This is a genomic window from Bacillus sp. P14.5, from assembly GCF_003316765.1.
Lineage (GTDB): Bacteria > Bacillota > Bacilli > Bacillales > Bacillaceae_B > Rossellomorea.
Window position 1 is genome coordinate 18,477 of record NZ_NIJF01000009.1, and the last position, 21,981, is coordinate 40,457.

At 44.2% G+C, this 21,981-nt stretch carries 17 protein-coding genes; 8 read left to right on the top strand and 9 right to left on the bottom strand.

The genetic code is table 11. The features are described from left to right. Positions 1-117: 117 nt before the first annotated feature. On the top strand, positions 118-1,494 hold the full coding sequence (locus tag B9Z54_RS00525; protein ID WP_113926591.1) for an ammonium transporter: 1,377 nt from the start codon (positions 118-120) through the stop codon (positions 1,492-1,494). Positions 1,495-2,102: 608 nt separating this feature from the next. Here the strand turns inward: B9Z54_RS00525 and asnB are convergent. Further along, positions 2,103-3,953 carry an asparagine synthase (glutamine-hydrolyzing) gene (gene asnB, locus B9Z54_RS00530; protein ID WP_113926638.1) on the bottom strand — a complete coding sequence of 617 codons (1,851 nt, stop codon included), beginning with the start codon at positions 3,951-3,953 and terminating at the stop codon, positions 2,103-2,105. 177 nt (positions 3,954-4,130) lie between these two features. On the opposite strand from asnB, the gene B9Z54_RS00535 reads away from it, so the two are divergent. After that, positions 4,131-4,691 carry a DUF2777 family protein gene (locus B9Z54_RS00535; RefSeq protein ID WP_113926592.1) on the top strand — a complete coding sequence of 187 codons (561 nt, stop codon included), beginning with the start codon at positions 4,131-4,133 and terminating at the stop codon, positions 4,689-4,691. A 314-nt stretch (positions 4,692-5,005) separates the two neighbouring features. Here B9Z54_RS00535 and B9Z54_RS25425 read toward each other — a convergent pair whose 3' ends face one another. The 5 genes from B9Z54_RS25425 to B9Z54_RS00555 all read right to left on the bottom strand — a co-directional run bounded on the left by B9Z54_RS25425 (position 5,006) and on the right by B9Z54_RS00555 (position 11,480). Further along, positions 5,006-6,313, bottom strand: coding sequence for a putative bifunctional diguanylate cyclase/phosphodiesterase (locus B9Z54_RS25425; RefSeq protein WP_240189745.1), 1,308 nt, complete (start codon positions 6,311-6,313; stop codon positions 5,006-5,008). A 5-nt stretch (positions 6,314-6,318) separates the two neighbouring features. Further along, positions 6,319-7,932, bottom strand: a complete 1,614-nt coding sequence (locus B9Z54_RS25430; protein WP_240189746.1) for an FIST N-terminal domain-containing protein — start codon at positions 7,930-7,932, stop codon at positions 6,319-6,321. 768 nt (positions 7,933-8,700) lie between these two features. After that, a complete protein-coding gene (locus B9Z54_RS00545) occupies positions 8,701-9,072 on the bottom strand; it encodes a YisL family protein (RefSeq protein ID WP_113926593.1) in 372 nt (123 codons plus the stop codon). Between the two features lie 100 nt (positions 9,073-9,172). Beyond that, positions 9,173-10,051, bottom strand: coding sequence for a fumarylacetoacetate hydrolase family protein (locus B9Z54_RS00550; RefSeq protein WP_481747765.1), 879 nt, complete (start codon positions 10,049-10,051; stop codon positions 9,173-9,175). A 247-nt stretch (positions 10,052-10,298) separates the two neighbouring features. Beyond that, a complete protein-coding gene (locus tag B9Z54_RS00555; protein WP_113926595.1) occupies positions 10,299-11,480 on the bottom strand; it encodes a DUF418 domain-containing protein in 1,182 nt (393 codons plus the stop codon). A 129-nt stretch (positions 11,481-11,609) separates the two neighbouring features. Here B9Z54_RS00555 and B9Z54_RS00560 point away from each other — a divergent pair, with 129 nt between their 5' ends. The 6 genes from B9Z54_RS00560 (at position 11,610) to B9Z54_RS00585 (ending at position 13,555) form a co-directional block, all read left to right on the top strand. Beyond that, positions 11,610-11,831 (top strand): spore germination protein, encoded by a 222-nt coding sequence (locus tag B9Z54_RS00560; protein ID WP_113926596.1) that lies wholly within the window; start codon positions 11,610-11,612, stop codon positions 11,829-11,831. An 11-nt stretch (positions 11,832-11,842) separates the two neighbouring features. Beyond that, a complete protein-coding gene (locus B9Z54_RS00565) occupies positions 11,843-12,067 on the top strand; it encodes a spore germination protein GerPB (RefSeq protein ID WP_113926639.1) in 225 nt (74 codons plus the stop codon). A 29-nt stretch (positions 12,068-12,096) separates the two neighbouring features. Then, positions 12,097-12,735 carry a spore germination protein GerPC gene (gerPC, locus tag B9Z54_RS00570; RefSeq protein WP_162785029.1) on the top strand — a complete coding sequence of 213 codons (639 nt, stop codon included), beginning with the start codon at positions 12,097-12,099 and terminating at the stop codon, positions 12,733-12,735. Next, on the top strand, positions 12,710-12,889 hold the full coding sequence (locus tag B9Z54_RS00575; RefSeq protein WP_113926598.1) for a spore gernimation protein GerPD: 180 nt from the start codon (positions 12,710-12,712) through the stop codon (positions 12,887-12,889). The genes gerPC and B9Z54_RS00575 overlap by 26 nt, the downstream gene beginning before the upstream one ends. A 6-nt stretch (positions 12,890-12,895) precedes the next feature. Next, the gene (locus B9Z54_RS00580) at positions 12,896-13,270 is read left to right on the top strand and encodes a spore germination protein GerPE (RefSeq protein WP_240189747.1); all 375 of its coding nucleotides are present in this window, start codon (positions 12,896-12,898) and stop codon (positions 13,268-13,270) included. Positions 13,271-13,336: 66 nt separating this feature from the next. Continuing rightward, a complete protein-coding gene (locus B9Z54_RS00585; protein WP_113926600.1) occupies positions 13,337-13,555 on the top strand; it encodes a spore germination protein in 219 nt (72 codons plus the stop codon). 19 nt (positions 13,556-13,574) lie between these two features. On the opposite strand, the gene B9Z54_RS00590 is transcribed toward B9Z54_RS00585, so the two are convergent. The 3 genes from B9Z54_RS00590 to addB form a co-directional block, all read right to left on the bottom strand. Continuing rightward, positions 13,575-13,847, bottom strand: a complete 273-nt coding sequence (locus tag B9Z54_RS00590) for an HNH endonuclease (protein WP_397541231.1) — start codon at positions 13,845-13,847, stop codon at positions 13,575-13,577. A gap of 842 nt (positions 13,848-14,689) precedes the next feature. Further along, a complete protein-coding gene (gene addA / locus B9Z54_RS00600; protein ID WP_481747764.1) occupies positions 14,690-18,445 on the bottom strand; it encodes a helicase-exonuclease AddAB subunit AddA in 3,756 nt (1,251 codons plus the stop codon). Between the two features lie 7 nt (positions 18,446-18,452). After that, a complete protein-coding gene (gene addB, locus B9Z54_RS00605) occupies positions 18,453-21,941 on the bottom strand; it encodes a helicase-exonuclease AddAB subunit AddB (protein WP_113926604.1) in 3,489 nt (1,162 codons plus the stop codon). Positions 21,942-21,981: the final 40 nt, after the last annotated feature.

Below are 21,981 nucleotides of genomic sequence, written 5' to 3' on the forward strand. Positions count from 1 at the left end.
CAAAAGAAATTTGACTCATCATTAAACTCAAATTTTCCATCAAGACTTACTGCAGGACTCTCCTATTCTTTTGCTTTTGCTTCAACACAATCTAAATAATCAGGAGGAACAAATATCATGCTAAAAAAAGTTTCGTGCTTATCTGCTTTTCTTTTGCTGGCTGCCACTCCCGCTTTTGCCCAGACTCCCACTGCCCAAAGTGTCCAGGGTTCTGTTGATGGAATGTGGGTCATGACTGCAGCTTTATTGGTGTTTTTCATGCATGCAGGATTTGCGATGGTAGAATCGGGCTTCACCCGTTCTAAGAACACGCTGAATATCCTGATGAAAAACTTCCTTACTATTTCAATCGCCTCCATCCTCTATTTCCTCGTTGGATTTGGATTGATGTTTGGCAGCACGGCCAACGGTCTAACCGGTACGGACGGATTCCTGCTGGCTGGACGTGAAGATATTGGATTCTTTGTATTCCAAGCGGTGTTCGCGGCAACTTGTGCAACAATAATATCAGGGGCCGTTGCTGAACGAATGAAACTGAGAAGCTATATGCTCATCACCGTCGTCATTACTGGACTCATTTACCCTGTTGTCGGACACTGGGTTTGGGGCGGAGGCTGGCTCTCAGAACTGGGCTTTGTTGATTTTGCCGGCTCAACTGTCGTTCATTTAAGCGGTGCGGTAGCTGCTTTCATAGCTGTACTCTTCCTTGGACCGCGGATTGGAAAATATACCAACTCTAAAGTGAATGTCATTCCCGGCCACAACATACCGATAGGCGCCCTTGGTGTTTTCATCCTGTGGTTCGGCTGGTTTGGTTTCAACGGAGGAAGCACATTGACAGCTGATCCTGATTTGGTACCGCGTGTCATCACCGCCACCCTGCTTTCTGCTTCAGCAGCCGTTCTATCATCTGCCTTTTACACAGCATTCCGCTTTAATCGAATCGATCCATCCCTGACATTAAACGGTGCGTTAGGAGGATTGGTCGGAATCACAGCAGGATGCGCCAATGTTTCCATCGGCGGATCGATTGTGATTGGATTAGCAGCAGGAATTCTCTTAGTCGAAGGCGTCCGCTTCATCGAAGTGAAACTAAAGGTGGATGATCCTGTCGGAGCAATTGCTGTTCACGGCCTTTGCGGAATCTGGGGAACCCTTGCAATCGGATTCTTTGATGTCTCAAATGGACTTTTCTATGGAGGAGGCCTTTCCCTTTTAGGGACACAGGCAATTGGCGTGGGAGCCGTCATACTATGGGTCGCTGCTTCTTCCGGTGCTGTCATCTATCTTGTGAACAAGGCAGACAGAATTCGTGTATCCAGTGAGGATGAATTGGCTGGCCTTGATTTCTCTGAACACGGGGCAACCGCTTATGAATTGAGTGAAACCGTTTTGACATCCCACTCCAACCAGCCTAATGCTGCTTTTGGAAAAGAATTAGTGAGAAAGCTTGATGGATTGAGTGTTCCTGCTTCGAAAAAACAATATCATTGAGAATGAATGATTTTTAACCCCTTCCATGTAGCGGAAGGGGTTTTCACTTGTGGTCTAGCAGCTGAGTTTTATTGAAGTGCGGCCGATGATGTCTTTGCGGGATTTTGGCTGTGTAATTCAGAATTTTAGGGATTCGATGCTGTCTGGGGGGTCTTCTGACGGCATTGATTTCACTTTTTTGAGATTCGGTGCTGTCTGTCGGGCTTTCTGGATACATCAATTTCGTTTTTGAGAGAATCGATGTCGTCTGCGGGGCTTACTGGATACATCGATTTCGTTTTTGCGAGAATCGATGTCGTCTGCGGGGCCCCCTGGATACACCGATTTCGTTTTTACGAGATTCTATACTGTCTGCGAGGCTTTCTAACCGCATCGATTTCGTTTTTCGGAGATTCGGTGCCGTCTTCGGCGCCTGCTGACTACGTTGATTTCATTTTTCACGGTCTCATGCCATAAAAACGCCCTTCCTCTTGCATAATAATCAAAAGTTTTCTTACCCCGGCTCTGAATTCCATGGAGAATTGCTGATAGTAAACTTGAAGCGACAATGAAACAACCCCCTAAACTCATAAAAACTCACACCGTTTTACGGCATGAGCTTCGAGTAATCATCGATCCACAATATTAATATTGTAATCTTTGAACCACACATGAATCTGCGCAAGATGAGCGAGGAGCTGCGGTCCTGTCATCAACTGTCCAAACCAAGGTGTTTTAAAGGCTTCTCCGTTCGTTTCTACAAGTGATTTAAGCTGCCTATGATCAAATAACTCATACAGTGCGCTGGATTTATCTTGCAATATTTCCTCAAGCCAGTTTTTAACCAAGGAAGTATAAACAGGATGGTGGGTTTTCGGATAAGGACTTTTCTTTCGATAAAGCACCTCATCAGGCAATGTTCCTTCCAGAGCTTTTCTCAAGATCCCTTTTTCCCTGTCCTCGTGCATCTTCCATCTCCAAGGGATATTCCAAACATATTCAACCAGCCGGTGATCGGCAAATGGGACACGCACCTCGAGGCTCGCTCCCATACTCATCCGGTCTTTTCGGTCAAGCAGCGTCGTCATGAACCAGATGATATTCAGATAGAAAAGTTCCCTTCTTTTAGCCTCTATTGGCGTTTCACCTTCCAGGACAGGGGTTTCTGCCACTGTTTCACTGTATTTCGAGAGTACGTATTCTTCGAGATTCAGCTTTTTACGTAAATCCGGTTTTAACAGGGACTGCCTCTCCTCTACAGATCTCATCCACGGAAAACCTTTACGATTAAAATCTTCTTCATTATGGAACCATGGATACCCGCCGAAGATTTCGTCCGCACACTCTCCTGATAATCCGACTGTGAATTCGTTTTTGATTTCTCTGCAGAACCACAACAGCGATGAATCTACATCTGCCATCCCAGGCAAATCTCTTACATGCACAGCCTCAGTCAGGTGATTCTTTAATTCTTCTTGTGTAATGATACAGTTGTGATGAACGGTATCAAACGTGTCAGACATTAAATTGATCCATTTGCTGTCAGAGTTGGGTTGAAATTTATTCGATTTAAAATGCTGATCGTTGCCTTCGTAATCGATAGAGTAAGTGTGAAGCCTTCCTTTCCCTTCCTTTTGATAAGCCTCTGCCGCAATGGCTGTAATAGCACTGGAGTCCAGTCCTCCAGATAAGAAGGTACACAGAGGAACGTCCGATACCAACTGTCTGTTTATGCTGTCTTTCACCAAAAAACCCACTTTATCAACTGTGTCCTCAAAGCTGTCCGTGTGCTGTCCGCTTTTCACGTTCCAATATCTCCAGACCTTTAAACCATTTTTTGAAAATACCATGGCATGGCCCGGTCTCAGCTCTTTTACACCCTTGAAAACTCCCGACCCCGGAGAACGTGACGGACCAAGTCCAAGTATTTCCGATAACCCTTCTCTGTCTACTTCTGCTGGTACAGATGGATGTGCAAGCAATGCCTTTAACTCCGATCCGAACAAAAGACCATTATCTTTTTCAGTAAAGAAGAATGGTTTGACACCAAGGCGGTCTCTTCCGATAAATACGTGCTGTTTCTCACTGTCCCATACAGCAAATGCGAAGATTCCGTTCAGATGATGAACACATTCTTCCCTCCACTCGATGTAGGAAGTCAAGAGCACCTCAGTATCTGAATGTCCATTAAATGTATAGCCCTTGGAAAGAAGGACTTTTCTTATATCTTCCGTGTTATAGAGCTCTCCGTTATAACATATAACGAACCTGTGCCCAGCCGCCTCTTTTGCCATTGGCTGTTTTCCGCCTGCAGGATCCACAACTGTCAGTCTTTTATGGCCAAAAGCAGCATGAGTATCCAGCCATACATTGGAATCATCCGGTCCCCTTTTGGAAAGTGTCTCAGTCATAGTCTCCAAGATATCCCTGGAGTTTCTCAAATCTTTTCTAAAGTTGATCCATCCTGTTATTCCGCACATATCAGACATCCTTTCTTTCTCAGGCAAAATTGGGCTAGATGCAATATGGATTATCATATGCAATCTTCTGAAAATGGTTAATTGTCTTATTTCACTTTTACTTTAAATGAATATGCTAAAATAGGCCCAAAATGTAGATAATGTTGATATAACATTTTCAGGTAAGGGGGGAAATAGGTGAATAACCTGTACAGAAAGAAGCTCCTTCAGCGGCAAAACCGCTCCTACACACTAGGAACTGTAGAATTCATTCATAATCAATGGGTGTTTTTTGATGATGAGTTGGATGAAGCGACGGACTTGGAATTTTACACACAGCAGGAAGTTGAAGTTTTTCGTGACCAGGGATGGGAAAGAGGAATTTTAGAGTCTCAAGGCATTGTAAAAACCGCCTATGATCAAATGAATCTCCAGGATACAGAAACGATCCGGATAAAAAAAGCACTGATCTATTCACTCGAAATGCTGATCGAGGAGTTAAATGATGATTCTTTTTTCCAGTTCCTGACCAGCTTGAACTCACTTGAATTCTCGTTGTATGATTGTATATTCTGCCATAATCACCTCTGTTTTCTCGAAGACAGGAAAATAAGAGAAGGGGTGAACTTTTTGACGTTTGATAATGGGGATACAGTGTGTTCGGTACAGCATCACTTTACTTATTATAAAAAACAACGCGACCGATTTGAGTTCACCTTGAGTACCGGAAAGAGAATCGTTATTGAAAAGCTGGAATAAGACAATGTAAAAAGAAACTGCTGGCTTACAGTTTCTTTTTTTGCTCTTTTCGAAGATAGCTAGGTCGTTTTTAAAACCATAGAACAACTTAATAGGTTATTCCTTATTAAATTCCTTTTCAGGGCCCTGTGAGCTTCAATAAAGAAAAGCTGAAGCCCAGGGGGAACTCACAGCTTTTCTTTATCTTATTAGTTTAATGGTATCCAAGTTCCTGATGGTAAAAAAACGTGTTTGAACTGCAGGCAGGCCTTCTTTAAAAACTGCAAAAGATATAAAGATAACCTTCATTTTCACGAACGCAACTCAAAGTTCAGTCACCTTTCACTTAAAAGGTAAACCCGTGAATCCCTAATCCATTTCTCCATTTCCTTTGGGGGAATCGGCCTTGAAATGAAGTATCCCTGTCCCAGGTCACAATTGAGGTCGTCAAGAAGGAGCAGTTGGTCACTCGTTTCAATCCCCTCGACGATTACCTGCATCCCAAGCCCTTTTCCCATCATCGAAACCGCCTGGACGATTGCGTAATCAGAACTGCTTTCCTCGATATTCTGAACAAATGATTTATCGATTTTTAAAATATGCAGAGGGAGATGTTTAAGATAACTTAAGGACGAATATCCAGTACCAAAATCGTCGATTGCAATTTTCACTCCAAGTGCCGACAACTCTTCCATTCTGTCAATTGTATGTCCGGAATGCTGAATCATCACACTCTCGGTCAATTCCAGACACAGATACTCTGGAGACAAACCCGATACATGCAGTGCCTGGTTTATTTCATTGGTGAAGGAAGGCTGCTGAAACTGATTAGCAGAAACATTCACAGATATATAAAAATCAGGAAGTCCTTTTGCCTGCCACTCCTTCGCCTGTTTACAAGCCTCTTGAAGCACCCAGTTACCTATTGAACCTATCAATCCGGTTTCCTCCGCGAGCGGGATGAAATCCATTGGGGAGACGAGCCCCAAATAGGGATGATTCCAGCGGATAAGGGCTTCGGCTCCAATAACCTTTCTCCCGCTCAGCTCTACAATAGGCTGGTAATAGATGCTGAATTCTTTTCTTTCGAGCGCTTTTCGCAGATAACTTTCCATTTTCACCTTTTCGAGGGTATGTATATTCATCTCATTTGTAAAGAAAACAATCTGGTCGCCGCCATTGGATTTCGCCCAATTCAAGGATGTATCAGCATTTCTCAGGAGATCCGAGAGGTTGGTTCCGTGATCGGGATAGACTGCGATTCCTATACTTGCTTTTATATAAAATTCTTGGTTGCCCTGGAGGATCGGCTTCTGGATATGTTCTGCAATCATAGCGGCAACCTGCCTGATTTTATCGTCCGTTACATTTTTGCTGATCAGTATCGTGAATTTATCGCTGCCAAACCGCCCAAGATAAGCCCCTTTTGGAAGTACACTTTTAATCCTCTCAGCCAGCTGGATTAAAATCCGGTCACCTGCAGAATGCCCAAGTGTATCATTCACCAGTTTAAACCGGTCTATATCAAGAAAAAGGATGCCGAGACGGCGCTTTTTCTTATAAGCGCGTTCTATGAACTCTTCAGACAATTCCCGGAATTTCACTCTGTTCGGGAGTCCGGTTTCCGCATCAAAATAAGCCAATTGCGTTATTTTTCTTCTGTCTTCTTCTGTTCAGTAATATTCCTGCCAATTCCGAATAACCCAACACATTTTCCATCTATGGTAATCGGTATATTTTTTATATGAAATAATTGAACCTCCCCGGATTTGGATGGTATCCAGAGTTCATAGAATTGCTCCTTCCCTGACAGAGTCCTGAAGAAGTGCCTCTTGATCCTGGGAACATCCTCTTCAAATATAAAGGATATGGACAGCTTGCCGATCAACTCAGATTCAGAGTAACCAAATGTCTTAAGGAAGGTAGGATTGACAGAATTAAACCTTCCTTTTAAGTCAGTGGAATAGACGAAATCTGTATTGTTTTCAAACAGGGACCGATAGTATTCTTCAGAGATTTGGATATTTTCATTCAACTTCTGAATGTCGCTTGAAGATGCATTGATCAGCTGTGTGAGAGAAACCCTTGTATTCCCTTCTGGAGTAAGTGCGTACTGGAACCTCTCCCTATTTATGGGAAGCAGCTGATCATCTTCAGAGATAGCGAGAAAGGTCAGCGAGTGTGAATACAACTCAGGCGCCTTGCTGCCGTCCATTAAAATTTCCCCATGCGAGAAAAAACCGGCTGTGCTGGCTATCTCGGCCATCATTTCCATTTCAGCCTTCGTAAAGTCTTTTATGAACTGCCTCCGCGCTGCACAGTTAAAGATAAAGAGAGATTCGACCGGCTTCCTCCTTAATCGGTTTAATTCTCTTAAAGAACAGTCGACAATCGACTCAAGATCAGCAAAAGCAAAAGTCAGGCTGTCTCCCTGCTTCACTTCTTTACTCATTTCGATTGAACCATTTCCATTGATTCTTAATGGAAAGAGAGTGGAAACCCCTTCACTACGTTTCACAAGGAAAGGGAATTCGACACCTGATTCCGGCAGACGGGAAACAAAACGCTCCCCAAGATAGTGTTCCAACACCTTCAGTGGCTTCATATGATCGATCTTTTCGATGACCGATCCTTTTGACTTCGTAACTGTCAACGGCCTTCCAACTTCTTTCCACTGCTCATTGATAAATGACTGTACAATCAAGCTGGAACTATTCAGGGCAACCGCTGCAATGCCCTTTTCAGATTCTTCATTTTCCGTCAATACAATTGACTGATGCCTTCCTGGCACATCCATTGAAACGCCGCCGCTGACAGGAACCTTGGGCGATACCGCATGAAATCCTTGCAGTATCTCATGCAGATTCACCTCAAGACGGCTTGCAAATAGGATGACCGCTTTCGTTTCCAAACCGACAAGCTTTTCAGCCAGGTGCCGGCCCGTCTCATGGGCTTTATGGTGTTCATCGATTTTTATCAGCTTCGAAACGGCTTCTGTTTTCTCTAGTACCGTAAAAGACAAGACAGGTGAGTCATTTACAATCTTCCCATCGGTAATCTGACCATCTGTGCTGCACCCAATGATGACAGCCTTAGGCAGATATGAAATGATTTGTGCTCTAATCTGTTTCGCCTGATCTAATGGCACTTGTCCCAGGAATATCTGTATAAAAACCGTCGGATAAAAATCTAAATTATTGCCGCTGATGTACTCAGCCAGTTTTTCCTGAGAAGAATAAATATGATTAAATGATTTAGCCATTGACACACCACCGCTCTTGGTAACAATCTATGTAAACAATTCGTCTTTGGATAAGTAACCGTGCGTTATCGTATCTACTTATTTCACTTATATAAAAAATACCATAATTTTCAGATATAATGTATAAATTTTAGTTAATTTTGTGGAAAGATGAGGAATTTTGCTCTTTTTCGTTATTATTTGCGGCTGCTGCTTTAACATTAAGCGGGCTGGATAGCTTGCGCTGAATTCCCCAGGTGACATCACTATTGTCGCTGCCTGTCACATCATCGACCGGATATTATAGTTAAAAGGTATCAACAGAGGTTGTTTATAACAATAGATTCAAAACCTCCGTGAGAACTGGTGGTTTGCTCTGCGGCTTGAAGCCTCTCTTACCGCCCTCTGCCTAAAAGGTCCACTGAATGATTTCATCAGTAATCTATTACAATAAAAAATTTCAAGAAATAAGCGGAGAAATTCCGCTTATTAGCTAAAAAGATGCGAAAATGATCCATTTAGCTGTGCTTAAGCGGAAAAATTCCGCTTATATACCACAGATCAAAGGCAATTCGCAGCTTAGCCGGAAAAATTCCGCTTATTTTTTTCATGTCCTTCACTGGTAAACCGCCTGCTTGCATGGTAAGAAGTGTTAAGGAACCTGCTTATCCTCTAATGGAAGGGAAATTTCCCCTTCCTCGCTATAAGCTCGCTGGAACCCCGGGCATAGCCAGGGGTTTTCAAGACCATGAAAAAAGGCTGCTCTGTCCAGAGCAGCCTTTACCGTATTTATGCCAGTGACCAAAGGCCCAATGGCAGCCAAACACCAAGATAAATTGTAACCACCAGGGCGATGATGAGCTGCGCCCAGAAGATTCCTGTCTTTTTGCCTTTGTTGGTCCTGACCAGAATCATTTCAAACATGGCAATGACCCATAGTCCTCCCAATAACTTCAGTCCATACTGCATCGGGAAGACCCCTTGATGCTTCCAGAACAGAAGAACTCCTGTCAGGATGATCAATAAATAAAACAGTCTCAATGTCATATGAACAATTTTCATCGCTTTCTTTTTGCCGCTGTTATGTAGGTACAGTGCTGCGAAGAACAAAATAATCCCTATCACCCACGTTGCAATATGGGCATGAGTATTATCAAACATGTACAAATCCTCCTTGAACATTACTAATATCCCCATTATCTTACCATACCTGTCTTCATCTGCACGAATAATAGCTGGTTCAGACAAAAAATTGTAACTTCTATTGAATCGTATTTGCGAGCGTTCCAATTCTGTCTATGGAAATTTCAATTCTGTCGCCGGATTTTAAGAACCTGGGAGGCTTAAAGCCTTTTCCAACCCCTGAAGGAGTGCCTGTTGCAATGATATCTCCCGGTTCGAGGGTCATGCCGGCTGATAACTCTGATATGATCTTCGCTATTGGAAAAATCATATCGCTGATGGGTGCCTCTTGACGCACTTCCCCGTTCACTACTGTTTTAATTGTAAGAGTTTCAGGATCTTTAATTTCATCTGCCGTTACGATAAAAGGACCAATCGGGCAAGTCGTATCCAGGCTCTTTCCAAGGAAAAACTGCTTATGCTTTTTCTGAAGGTCCCTGGCCGTGATGTCATTGAGTATCGTATAACCAAAAATATGTTCAGGGGCTTCTTCTTCCGAAATATTTATCCCTTTTTTGCCGATAATGACGGCTAGTTCCCCTTCATAATCAAGCTGCGATGTAAGAGATTCATGAGATTGAATTGCAGTCATACTGCCAGTCACGGATGTTGGAGCCTTTGTAAATATCATGATATGCTCCGGAATATCTGCCTCGCTGCCCATTTCAATAGCGTGTTCACGATAATTCTTGCCCACACACATGATATTTTTGGCCGGTTTCGGTATCGGAGGAAGCAAGGTGACATCTTTCCATAAATAAATACAAGAAGTCTGATCCTCAAGTGACTCCCCGAATCTTACTAACTCCTTCAAGCGTTTCGAATACTTCTGTTCCTCTTGAATGAGGTGCAGCAGCGAGGTAGGCAGCACTTCCTCCCCATCAAAACTCCTTTCCAATCCAGCCAGATTCCAAATCGATTCTCCAGCCTCTTTTACAACACCGTAACTCTCTTCCATTTTTGCGTTAAATGAGACCAGTTTCATGATTCACCCTGCCCTTTCTCTTTTATATGGCTCTTTTTATAAACTTTGCGGCTATTTAATACTAATTCCCTAGAAAAACTACCTTTAATTCACCGGAATAGCCTAGCTGACTTGAAAACAAAAGAGCTGATCCCTCCGATAGTGAAAACCTTTGGTACCCGGGGAAAAATCCGGCTCTTGGGATTTTTCCGAGAGCAACAATGTATGCGAAAACAGCCTGTTATTCAGAAGATTGAGTTCGGGCTTTTTTATAAGTAAGGACTCTCCACACCTTTTCCATTGGTCCTTGAGAAAACTTTGACAGCCACAACTCGGAACCAATTACACCGATCAGGAATATTGCTGCTGCCAGCCATGTGCCTGTTACCAGTGTAACTTCCCCGTATAACCCTAAGCCATAATTATAGAATATCAGTGTTCCTATGATTGACTGGGCCAGATAGTTAGTCAAGGACATTCTTCCTGCTGCGGCCAAAGGCTTAAGAACAGTTGAAAATTTTCGGTTAATCAATAATAAAGCCAATAGTATCGCATATGATACTGATAAGAATGGAGCACCAAGCATATCTTGAATATAGGCGGAAGCTATGTTGGCATCCACTGTGAATGGCAATGATTTCAGGACCAATCCAATTGAAGAGAAAATGGCCAGCATCACAGTCCAGAACTTTTTATTTTGGGGAATCCGTTCAAGTATCTTCAGTTTCCCTGCACCCGCTCCAATCATCAGCATTGGAAGAATTGAAAGCATTAAGAATACAATATTCCCAGGTCCATTGACATTATACCAATCTTCAAATCTCTGAAGAAAAATTTCCTTGATGCTTCCACTGCTATAGACTTCCAGGGAATTTGTGATATTAGTTAAATCAGAGTAAAATGCCGTACCTGCCGGATCTGTAAAACTGATGAGCAGCATCAGGATACTGAAAAACAGCTGAGGAAGCAAAAATAATAAAGCTCCAGTCCAAAGCAATGCTTTTCCTGACAGCTTCATAAATCCCAGCAATATCAGACCGAATAAAGCATAGTTGATTAGGATATCCCCGGACCATATTATAAAGGCATGGACACACCCTATAAGCAAGAGCACGAGAAGGCGTCTTACAGCAAGCGGGTAAAAGTTTATCCCTTTTTCCAAAGATCTTTCCTGCTGAATCGCCAATCCATAACCAAACAGCATAGCAAACAGCGGATAAAAGCTGGATTGAACGAGGATATCTATCCATGGGAACAGCTGCTGGTCAGCCGGAGAACTCCACCAGGAATAGTGATCAACATATAAAAACGGTGAATGAAATGAAATCATATTAATGATAAATATACCCAATAATGAAAAACCTCTGATCACATCAAGTGAAAGCAGCCTTTCCTTTTTATTGACCGGTTGAAGTACCTGCATATTTCTGTCTCCTTCTTAAATTATTATATCCCCTATTGTAACTTGTTTCGGACTTTTAGGCGATTATCACATCCCCTGCCCGCTGTCATAAGATAAACTAACTAATTCAGCAGAAAAGGTGTGAACAGTATGCCGGCTTTTGTAGGAGCTGTTCAAGTTATCAGTGTGGGATCGTCCGGAGTCTTTCATATCGGTGACGTGTTTCAGATCAGTCCGGTTTCCTCCGCAAAAACTTTTGCCGGTGCGGGTTCATTTATTACCGGGGACGGAATTTCTGTATATAACGAAAACTCTGTCACCTACACGATTGATGATGATACGCTTGACCAGGGAATTAATTTTACATTGTGAGTGTGATTAAGATGAAGCTCTATGTCCAACAGTCCATTCATATACACATGATTAAAATCGGAGGAATGACCAACTCCTCCGTATTTCAAATAGGCACATCCGGTCAGATCCTCCCGACATCTTATTTGTATAATACAGGAGGCTTTGCCGAACCAGCTCCGGAACCCGAGAAAGACGGCCCGACTCCTCCTGTGGGAGACGATTTATTGGTTCCTCTTGCTGCACCGGGACCTTAAAATAAAGCCAAAGAAAGTGGTGACTGACATTGCAGCAGTATTATACTTACCAGCAGCTCTATCAATATATCGCTGAGCAAGCCAAACGTATAAACAACCTAGAGACACTCATTCAGGAACTGCAGCAAGAAGTCTCTGCTCTCAAAGAAAAGCCATCAATCAATGTCGAAAGTATTGAGTACCGGTTTGATCAGCTTAAGGTGGAAACCCTTGAAGGTACACTCAATATCGGCCTGAATCCAAGCGACCTGGAGAAAATTGAAGATTTTGCCGTCGAAGGACAGACCTCTTCTCCCGTTCCCCCCGTCAAGCAGGTTGACATGGAAGACATGCAGAAATCCCTCATGCCAAGGGTAAATGATTATATTGTAAAAGAGGTACCGGGAATCATCAGTGATACCGAACTTCAGCTGGGTACCTCATTGGATGAATCCTATTATGATTTGATCAAAGAAGATATAAAGAAGCAAATGCCTCAGAGAATCCAATTCTACCTCCAATCCATGCCGGTGCATCAAGTAAGACAACCTGGAGAGACAGCCTGGGAGGATAAAATTTTCGTCAAGTTGAAAAGTGATATCACGAATGCCATTCATTCCTTTATGTCGAATCTTCCGGATAATTTAAAAGGAGGAGCAAACCATGAATCTTCAAGTGATCAACCGTGAGTTATGTGTCAACACACTCAATGTGGAGGCAGTATCGAGTTCGTCCCTGCTTCTGATTGGAGACGCGAGTACCATCCAGCTCGCCTCCACCTTCGACACGCCAGCAGAGTCACTCATTATTGGACCGTTTGTGCCGCTGACTCCGAAAGGGTGAATGTTGTTGAGCAATAGATATTCCATTGTAAAAGAATTTAAAATCAGGACTCTCTCCTTCAGCTCGGTCCTTCAGATTGGAGATTCCAAGGAAATTATGTCGCAGCAAAAAGCATTCGCGGTTCAGAGGGAAAGGCAGTTATTCTTTTCCAGCGAAGGTGATTTCAGCCTATATCCCATTTACAGCGAACCTATTCCTTTCACTCCACCCCCTTCTCCAGTTGCTTTCACAAAAATAGACGAGTGCCCTATAACAGTAAACAAAATCGACATCGTGGGTTCCTCCTTTTCATCTGTTCTCCATATCGGCCAAACAGGAAATGTGTTTATGGAATCCAGAGTTAAGAACATCAGGCAGCTCAAAGCGCGTGAGTTGAAATGAACATTTATCCTGTTTTTTTCATAAAGTAAAATTATAAGCCAATTTGACGATAAAGGATGTATTCATATGCCGGCTATTATAGGACCTGTCCAGATTCTGAGTGTAGGCGGAGGAAATGTCCAATTCGGGGATGCCGGAATTATTTCTCCAAAATCCAGCCAAAAAACAACAGGGGGCTCCGGCGGTTTCAACACTGGTCCTTTCCAGCTTACCTATAATGTCTTCAGCGCCAATACGACATTCGATTGCAATGTAATCGACCAGCCGATTACCGGAAATAATTAAGGGAAGGCCGATGGTTTAATCATCGCCTTCCCTTTCGTCTTCTTTCATTCGATTTCCTCGCTTTAACCAGTTTGGTGGCTGGCTGTTTTCTGATCCATTTCAAAAACCTGCTGATTTTTTCATCTTTCCTGAGACTTTCAATAGTCGTAAGCCTTGCAGCCAGTTCTTCATTCGTATAAAGCGAATGAATCTGTTTATGGCAGGCCCTGCAGAGTTGAGCAGTCGGCAGGAAAGTCCCACCCTCTTCCTTAGGGGTAAGGTGATGCCTGGTTGTCTCAACTTCTTCTCTCATACATAAATCACAAGTGCCAATTGAATTCCTGGCCACGCTTTCCGCCTCCTGCTGCCTATTTGCGGATGATTTTCCGCAGAGTATTATGCCAGACCGGCACCATCAATTATCTTGGGCCTTTTATTAATGTGACCTGTCATGCTAATTAGAATAGACATGAAGGTGTTTCAAGGGAGCTTCTGGAGGCACAATGCAGAAACCGGCGGATAGCAGCCTGGGCAGCCGGCCGGAGACTGACAGGTGCAGGAAATGATCGTTTTTATTTTTGATTGGCATGGCAGGCTTTGAGTGCCGGTAACCCTTGCTTTTTACAAAGGATTCCTCCTCTGTTGCGCCTTGCTCTAAAGCAATACGGTGCCTTTTCAAGTAATCAACTTATATTTACCCTTCCAAAGGTTTAAAAATACATTGAGTTCCCCTGTCTCCACAACATGGCGTTTCCAAACAAATCAAAGCACCCAGTGAGTACTGGTGGTTTGCTCTGCGGCTTGAAGCCTCTCTTACCGTCCTCTGCATGAAAGGATCACTGATTGATTTCAAAATAGCAATTTATCCTCAATGAAAAAATTTAAGAAATAAGGGGAAAAATTCCGCTTATTTTAAAAAGAGAAACAGAAATAGCTAGATTAAGCGGAGAAATTCCGCTTATATACCCCTTATCGAATGCAATTTTGCAGCTTAGCCGGAAAAATTCCGCTTATTTTAGATTATTCATGTCCTTCACAGTTAAACCGCCTGCTTGAATGGTAAGAAGTGTCAGAGAAATCTGCTTATCCCCTCATGAAGGGAGATTTTCTATAGGACCATGAAAAAAAGCTCCGGACCCCCCGGAGCTTTCAATACTATTCATTTTCCACGTTCAACACATGGCTGCCGTCAAAGAAATAAAGGTATCGTTCATTTATATGTTCCTTCCAGATCCTTTCAACGGCTTTAGTGTACAATCCTACTTGAACACGATAACGGTCAAGCAGAATCGGTCTTGCTTCCTCAAAGCCGCCTTTGTAACGGTCTTCTATGCCGTCAGTTTTGTAATCCATGAGCACAAGACCATTTTCGTCCCTGAAGATAAGGTCGATGATCCCCTGGACCAGGACGGTTTCTGAATCCTTGGCAGAAGCCCGGGCATCAATTTCCTGTACAGGCACAGCCATACTGAAAGGTACCTCACGGTGAACTTCCTTGGCTCTCAGTACTCTCTGCCCTATTTCACTTTTGAAGAATCCTAGGATGTTCTGTTGATCGATAGCTGCTGCCTGCTCCTCTGTCAGCAGCTCTTTCCTCTTCAGGTTCTCGAGAAGCAACCTCAGCGACTGCTCGCCGGGCATTTCAGAGAAAGAAATGTGCTGCATCACCATATGCATGGCAGTTCCGATTTCAGCGGGAGTCAGCTCTTTTTCTTGAAGGAATTTAGGGCGCCTGAAGACCGGCTTCTGAATCTTCCTCACGAGCCTGTCACTGCTCGCTTCGTCAGATATCTCAAACATCCTTTTGATTTCCGAAACGGATTGCTTTGAAGGCAGTACAGCCGCTTCTGGAAATGGATAACGCCACGATAATGTATCAGCGATTTCCTTTTTATCAGAGGATTCCGTTTCAATTGGAAGTCCGGCTTTGATCCTTTCCAGCCACTCCGTTTCCCCATCACCTTCTTCTCCTTCGAGTATGAGAAAATGAGATTTTGGGATGACGTCCAGCTTCCAGCAAGACGGGTGTTCACCAAGTTCAGGATGCAGCGGACGAGATGCAGAGTCCCCTTCATTTAAAACAGAACAATCTCTGTGTCTGATCAGAGCAGGTCCTACCCAATCCATGAAACTCAAGGCTTTGGCTCTTTCAAAATCCGGAAGCAGCCATTCCTGATGGCGGGCAGCCGCGTTCCATTGTTTGATGGACTTCTCCGCATCTTTTACAGTACCTACGAGATATAGTTTTTCTTTCGCGCGGGTAAGGGCGACATAGAGGACCCTCATTTCTTCTGCTATTGTCTCAAGCCTCTTCTTTCTTTTAAAAGCCAGCTGAGGCAATGAAGGATAACTGATCCTCTTTTCCGGATCAAGGTACTTTGACGCAAAACCATATTCCTTATCGAGTAAATAAGACTGATTCAGATCCATCAAGTTGAACTGCCTTGAAAGTCCGGCCACAAAAACGATTGGGAATTCAAGCCCTTTGCTGGAGTGGATGGTCATCATTCTCACGACATCTTCCTGTTCGCTCAGGGCTCTTGCCGCTCCTAAGTCATCTCCGCGCTCCCTCATCCTGTCAATGAATCTCAGAAAGCGGAATAAACCGCGAAAAGAAGTTTCTTCGTATTGGCGTGCCCGGTCATAAAGGGCTCTTAAATTGGCCTGTCTCTGTTTTCCGCCAGGCATCCCGCCGGCAAAATCATAAAATCTTGTATCCCTGTACAGCTGCCAGACTAATTCTGCAAGAGCTCCCTGACGCGCTTTGGTTCTCCACACAGTCAAATTGGAGAGAAACACGGTTAACTTTTCATGTAATTCCTCATTGAAATGACCTGGTTTTTTACTGATATATTTCTGGAGCGCATCATAAAAAGTTCCTGACTTTGAATGAATCCTCACCTCGGCAAGTCCCTCTTCATCGATTCCGACAATCGGGGACCTCAACACTGATACAAGCGGGATATCCTGGTAAGGGTTATCGATCACTTTCAGCAGCGACAGCATAATGGCAACCTCTGTTGCTTCGAAGTAGCCTGAAGAAAGATTAGCATAGATCGGAATACCATGTTTCTTGAACTCTTCCATGATTTCAGGAGCCCATGGCATCGAACGGAGAAGGATGACAATATCCCTGTACTGCAGCTTCCGGTGACGGCCTGCCTTTGGATCGTATACCTCTTTTCCTTCGCTTATCATTTCTTTGATCTTCAAAGCCATATACCTTGCCTCAACCACTGACTTTTCCAAGTCCGCTTCGTCATAAACCAAGCCTTCCATGTCAGGAGTGTCAACTGTCTGGGCAGCCCCTCCATCAGACTGGTCTATGACAGCCACTTCAATCGGATATTTCTCATCTTCCGGATAGGCCGCTCCTTTGACAAGCAGTGCCTCATGATCATACTCAATATCCCCGACATTCACACCCATAATCTGTTTGAACAAAAAATTGGTTCCATCAAGAACTTCCATCCTGCTTCGGAAATTCCTTGATAAGTCTATCTTCATTCCCGTTTCGGCACCTTCAGAGGTAAAGCGGTTATACTTTCCTAAAAACAGGTTCGGCTCTGCCAGGCGGAATCGGTAGATTGATTGTTTAACATCCCCTACCATAAATAGGTTTCCTTTTGATTCCTCGTCTGCCGTTACGAGACCCAGGATGGACTCCTGAACCAGGTTGGTATCCTGATACTCATCCACGAGCACTTCTTTAAACTGTTTCCTGTATTGCGCAGCTGCAAAGGATGGCTTAAGTTCTTCAGTTCCCTCTTTTTCCGTCAGGATTTCCAAACAGAAGTGTTCAAGGTCCGCGAAATCCACGACTCCTTTTTCATTTTTCAATGAATTGAACTTTTGACTGAAGCCTCTTACAGCTTCGACAAGGGATTGAACGACCTCCCTCATTTTCTTCATATCCCTCAGGTAGGTTTCAGGTTTTCGGGAAAAGAAATCTTCCGTTATCTTCTCAACCATTTTCTTGCCTTTATCTCTCATTGCCTTTGCTTCTTCCACGAGGGAGGGATCATACTCATCCCCTTTACATGGTTTCAATCTTGAGAATTTAATAGATTGAAACACCGCATACCCCTCGCTCCATGACTGTTGAAAAGAAGAACTGATTCGTTCAGTCAGGGCCAGGTCATCCAAAAAATTCTCGGCTCTTGGCGCAGGGCCGCCGGGCTCTTTTGTTAAATCATACGCCTGTTGGAACAAGGCTTGTGCGCCCTTCAAGCTCAGCAGAACATCAAATGTCAGGGCTTCTATAAAAGGAAGGTCATCAATGCTTCCCTCTTCTTCCACATCATACATATCCACAAGATTCCCCAGCCACGCATCGGGATCAGGATGCGACCTTGAAAAATCATACAGCTTGCGGATCATATCCTGGAGAGCGGCATCACTTCGGTCATTTGTAAAGGTGTCCACCAGTTTGTAAAATGAGTCGTTATCCTCTTTGCCATATTCCTCCTCAAACAACTCATCAAGGACCTCATCCCTTAATAATTCCCCTTCTGTATCATCCAGGATTCTGAAACCAGGATCAATATCAATAAGGTAATAGTATTTACGTATGACCTCCAGACAGAATGAGTGGAGAGTGGAAATGGATGCGCGGTTCAGCAAGCTCAGCTGTCTTCTAAGATGGTAGGAACCGGGGTCGGCCGTAATCGCCTTCTCCAATGCCGTTCCTATTCTATGTCTCATTTCTGCCGCAGAAGCATTGGTGAACGTCACAACAAGCAGCTCGTCCACGTTGATTCCATCTTCTTTATCCAGCATCTTTTGAATGATCCTCTCAACCAGGACAGCCGTTTTACCAGAACCGGCTGCAGCTGCAACAAGGATATCCCTGCCTTTTGCCCAGATTGCTTTCCATTGATCATCTGTCCATGTGGCATCTTCGGGTTTCATTGGAATATTATTCATGGGCACCTTCTTCTCCTTTCATCTTTTGCAGCAGATCTGCCGGTTTTCCTTCGGTAAAAATGCGATACTCATTTTCTTCAAGAGATGAATCGAACTGGCAGACGGGTTTGAATGAACAGAATTGGCATGGCGTCCGGTCCCTTAATTTGTATGGAGTGATATCCGTTCTTCCAGACATGATATCGTCACCTGATTTTTTGTACAGGCTCCTCACATGTGCTCTCATCACATCAAACTCTTCCCTGTCTGCCGCTTTCGTACGCGATGATAAGGTTCCGTCTTTTTTCAATCCTGCCGAGATGATATTGGACGTTCCCGATTCCAATGATTGGTCCATCATGCGGACAACATCGGTTTCTCCAAGTACCAGCCCCTTCATCTTGAAGCTTTTGAAGATTTCTTCTTCAATCTCTTCAAGGGTAAGGATTTTTTTGCTGTTCACCATTGGGTTATGAACATGGAAATAGAATACTCCCGCCGGATTTGCATCTGCCCCAATCAATTTCCGCGAATGAGTCAGGACGATATCCAGGTAGGTCAGCATCTGCAGTGATAGACCATAGTATACTTCCGTAAGGTCCAGGTCCCTGGCACTCGATTTATAATCGATGATCCGCAAATAGACTCCTTCGTCACTTTCCGCTTTATCAACCCTGTCGATCCTGCCTTGCAGGGCCATCTTGGTCCCGTTTTTCAAAGTGAAAGAGAATGGCGGAAGTTCCGCTTTCGGACCGAATCCTAATTCAAGGCCAACGGGTGAGAACCCGCTCGCTTTTGCATGCTCGCTCAAAATCAAGGACGCCCGGCCGATTACATCCTGAAGCTTCTTCTTGATATAGTGGTGCCGATTGGAACTGAGCAGGATCTGATGCTGCAGCTTGGGGGCAAGTGACAGAACCGCTTCTCTGGCCAATTCAAGACACTGCGTTTTCGTAAGCTGTTTCCATGTTAGTCCATGCCGGTCGATTTCCTCCGAAATCCATTTGAGCGCTGCATGGAACATATCCCCAATGTCCGGTGCTTCCAGACGATAGATATCCCGCTCCCTGAGCTTTAAGCCATGATTGGCGAAATGGGAGAATGGACATCCGTGGAACATCTCCATCCTTGAAACACTCGCCAATATTTCATCACCATAAAGCGCCTGGCTCGTATCATCTCCCAGCCTCTTCCCTTTATTTTGATAAAACAAGCTGGAAAGAATATGACTGGCCCGTCCTTTCCAAACAGGATCGGCAAGATAGTAGTTATAAACATCCCACCAGAAATCCTGAAGGTGATAGCCTCTCTTCTTTGCTTGAAGGCCGGCTGTAAGATGCGCAATGGTCACATTCGGATGACTGACATAAGAGAGCTGTTCATTTCTTGGCAGCTCGGACGGGTCATTGATCAGCAGGCTTATCTGGGTATGAGGGCACAGTTCTGACAGTCTTTTAATATAGGCTGACGGCAGCAGCGCCTTTCCCTCTTCATTCGCAATCGGATATGACACATAAAGCCTTTCCGATGGGGTTGTGAAGGCTTTGTAAGCAATGAACTCCTCATCGAGCAGCCTGGTCTTGCTTCCCGGAGCAATGTTCAGCCCTGAAGAGGTCAATTTCTCCCTGTCTTCATCAGAAAAAATCCCGTCTTCTGTGATTTTGGCAGGAAGGACACCGTCATTCACCCCTATGACAAATGCCGCCCGCAAATCAGCAAGCCGCGATTGCTCAAGATTGGCGATCATGACTTGGTCAACTGCAGGGGGCACCAGCGAAAATCTCATAGAGTCGATTCCGGCATCCATGATGGAAGCAAACTTTTTGACGGTTACTTCTTCATCTCCCAGAATTTCCACAAATTGATCAAGCAGATCCATGACAGCATTCCAAGCCTGGTCATGCTCCCTGGCTGAGATGATATCTCCTCTGTTTTCCGCCTCCAGTCGAAGCCGTTCCAGCTTGGCAGGGATATCAAGCTCTTCCAGGTAGAGGTATAAGATCTCGCATAAATCCTGGCCAGTCCTGCCCTTTTTCAGGCGGCGTCCGAGCCGCAGAATCGGTGCAGAAATAAACAAACGGAGTTCATTGATTTCCTGCTCCCTTTCACGTTCCTTATCTGTTTGAGGCATATCAGCCTGTTCAAGTCCGCGGAACCTGCGATAGATCCATCTGTCCTTTCTCGTCCATTTATCTCCCTGGATTCCATAAGCGAGAACATAATTCTCCAGCCTGTCCATCTGCTCCCTGAGAAGCTTGGGATCCCGGTCATAAGGGAACAGCAAGTCCGTTTTGACTGCCCTGAATACAGGCTCGTACCGCCAGTTGCTGTTCATGATTTCCAATGTGGAGCGTATCAGCTCGATCAGCGGATGATTCAGCATCTTCCGTTTCTGGTCAATAAAGTAGGGAATTTCATGATCATAAAACACCGTCTCAATGACATCCTGATACTCCTGGCCGTTACGTACAAGGACTGCCATATCTTTATAGCGGTAATTTTCGCTTCTGGCGAGCCTTCTGATTTCCCGGGCCACACCTTCAATTTCCGCTCTGCGGTTAGAGGCTTCAAGTATGTTCAATCCTGCCCCTTCCTCAAAGGGCACTACCGGCCGCTTCTCAAAATTCTGCTCTATATGCTGAAGCCCTCTGTCTTGAAATCGGCTTGTTTTTTCCAGAACTATTTCCTCTTCCATCCCGCCTCTGGATACTTGTGCCAGCTCGGATAGTGCATCGTAGGTTTCAGAAGTCATCCTGAATAAATCGTTCTGTTCATTCTGGTGTGAATGAGGTTCCGCAGTCAGCGAAACCGTGACCCTTGGACAATAGTCCATCAACTTCCCAATCACCGAATATTCCTGGGGTGTGAAGCTATGGAATCCGTCTATAAAAATCTCTGCTTCCTTAAGAAAGGCTGAATTCTCTACCGACTCTTCCAGTAAAGTAAAATAATCTTCTGAATCGATATACTTACCCGATAAATTTTCGTCAAAGCTATTATAAATTAATTGCAGGTCATGAAGCTTGTCTGCTAATGCTTTTGACTGCTGCCCGCCTTCCGCGTAGCTCTCCCGGTTGTCTGATAATTCTTCAGGAGAAACGCAATACCGCTTGAATTCAGTCAGCATCATTTCCACATGTTCAATAAAACCGGCCTTATCCGATGCGCGTGAAAATAATTTCAGCTGGTCCTTTTTATCATCAATGATCTTCCGGATCAGCATATTCAGACCGACACTGGAGAGATGGTATCTGTTTAATCCCCCGGTCTCCTGGAGGATTCTCCAGGCAAGGCGCGTAAAACTGTATACCTGCGCACGAATCATTCCGTTAATTCCTTCTTCATTGACCAGATTATATTCAGAAAGGAAAGTCATCTGGTCCGGAACAAGGTAAATGACAGGACTGCCGTTTGGTTCCTGTCTCAGTTTTTCTTTGATTTCATTTAGAATCATATTGGTTTTGCCCGTTCCGGCACGTCCCAAAATAAATCTGACCGACATGTTCCCACTCCCTGTGTTCATTATTTTTTCTATTATTTAT

What these genes read in the sequence shown, in the direction of transcription:
- B9Z54_RS00525 (WP_113926591.1), top strand. Translation starts at nt 118, where the DNA reads ATGCTAAAAAAAGTTTCGTGCTTATCTGCTTTTCTTTTGCTGGCTGCC.
- asnB (WP_113926638.1), bottom strand. Translation starts at nt 3,953, where the DNA reads ATGTGCGGAATAACAGGATGGATCAACTTTAGAAAAGATTTGAGAAAC.
- B9Z54_RS00585 (WP_113926600.1), top strand. Translation starts at nt 13,337, where the DNA reads ATGCCGGCTATTATAGGACCTGTCCAGATTCTGAGTGTAGGCGGAGGA.
- addB (WP_113926604.1), bottom strand. Translation starts at nt 21,941, where the DNA reads ATGTCGGTCAGATTTATTTTGGGACGTGCCGGAACGGGCAAAACCAAT.
- B9Z54_RS00575 (WP_113926598.1), top strand. Translation starts at nt 12,710, where the DNA reads ATGAATCTTCAAGTGATCAACCGTGAGTTATGTGTCAACACACTCAAT.
- B9Z54_RS25430 (WP_240189746.1), bottom strand. Translation starts at nt 7,932, where the DNA reads ATGGCTAAATCATTTAATCATATTTATTCTTCTCAGGAAAAACTGGCT.
- B9Z54_RS00550 (WP_481747765.1), bottom strand. Translation starts at nt 10,051, where the DNA reads ATGGAAGAGAGTTACGGTGTTGTAAAAGAGGCTGGAGAATCGATTTGG.
- B9Z54_RS00555 (WP_113926595.1), bottom strand. Translation starts at nt 11,480, where the DNA reads ATGCAGGTACTTCAACCGGTCAATAAAAAGGAAAGGCTGCTTTCACTT.
- B9Z54_RS00590 (WP_397541231.1), bottom strand. Translation starts at nt 13,847, where the DNA reads ATGAGAGAAGAAGTTGAGACAACCAGGCATCACCTTACCCCTAAGGAA.
- B9Z54_RS00560 (WP_113926596.1), top strand. Translation starts at nt 11,610, where the DNA reads ATGCCGGCTTTTGTAGGAGCTGTTCAAGTTATCAGTGTGGGATCGTCC.
- B9Z54_RS00545 (WP_113926593.1), bottom strand. Translation starts at nt 9,072, where the DNA reads ATGTTTGATAATACTCATGCCCATATTGCAACGTGGGTGATAGGGATT.
- B9Z54_RS00565 (WP_113926639.1), top strand. Translation starts at nt 11,843, where the DNA reads ATGAAGCTCTATGTCCAACAGTCCATTCATATACACATGATTAAAATC.
- addA (WP_481747764.1), bottom strand. Translation starts at nt 18,445, where the DNA reads ATGAAACCCGAAGATGCCACATGGACAGATGATCAATGGAAAGCAATC.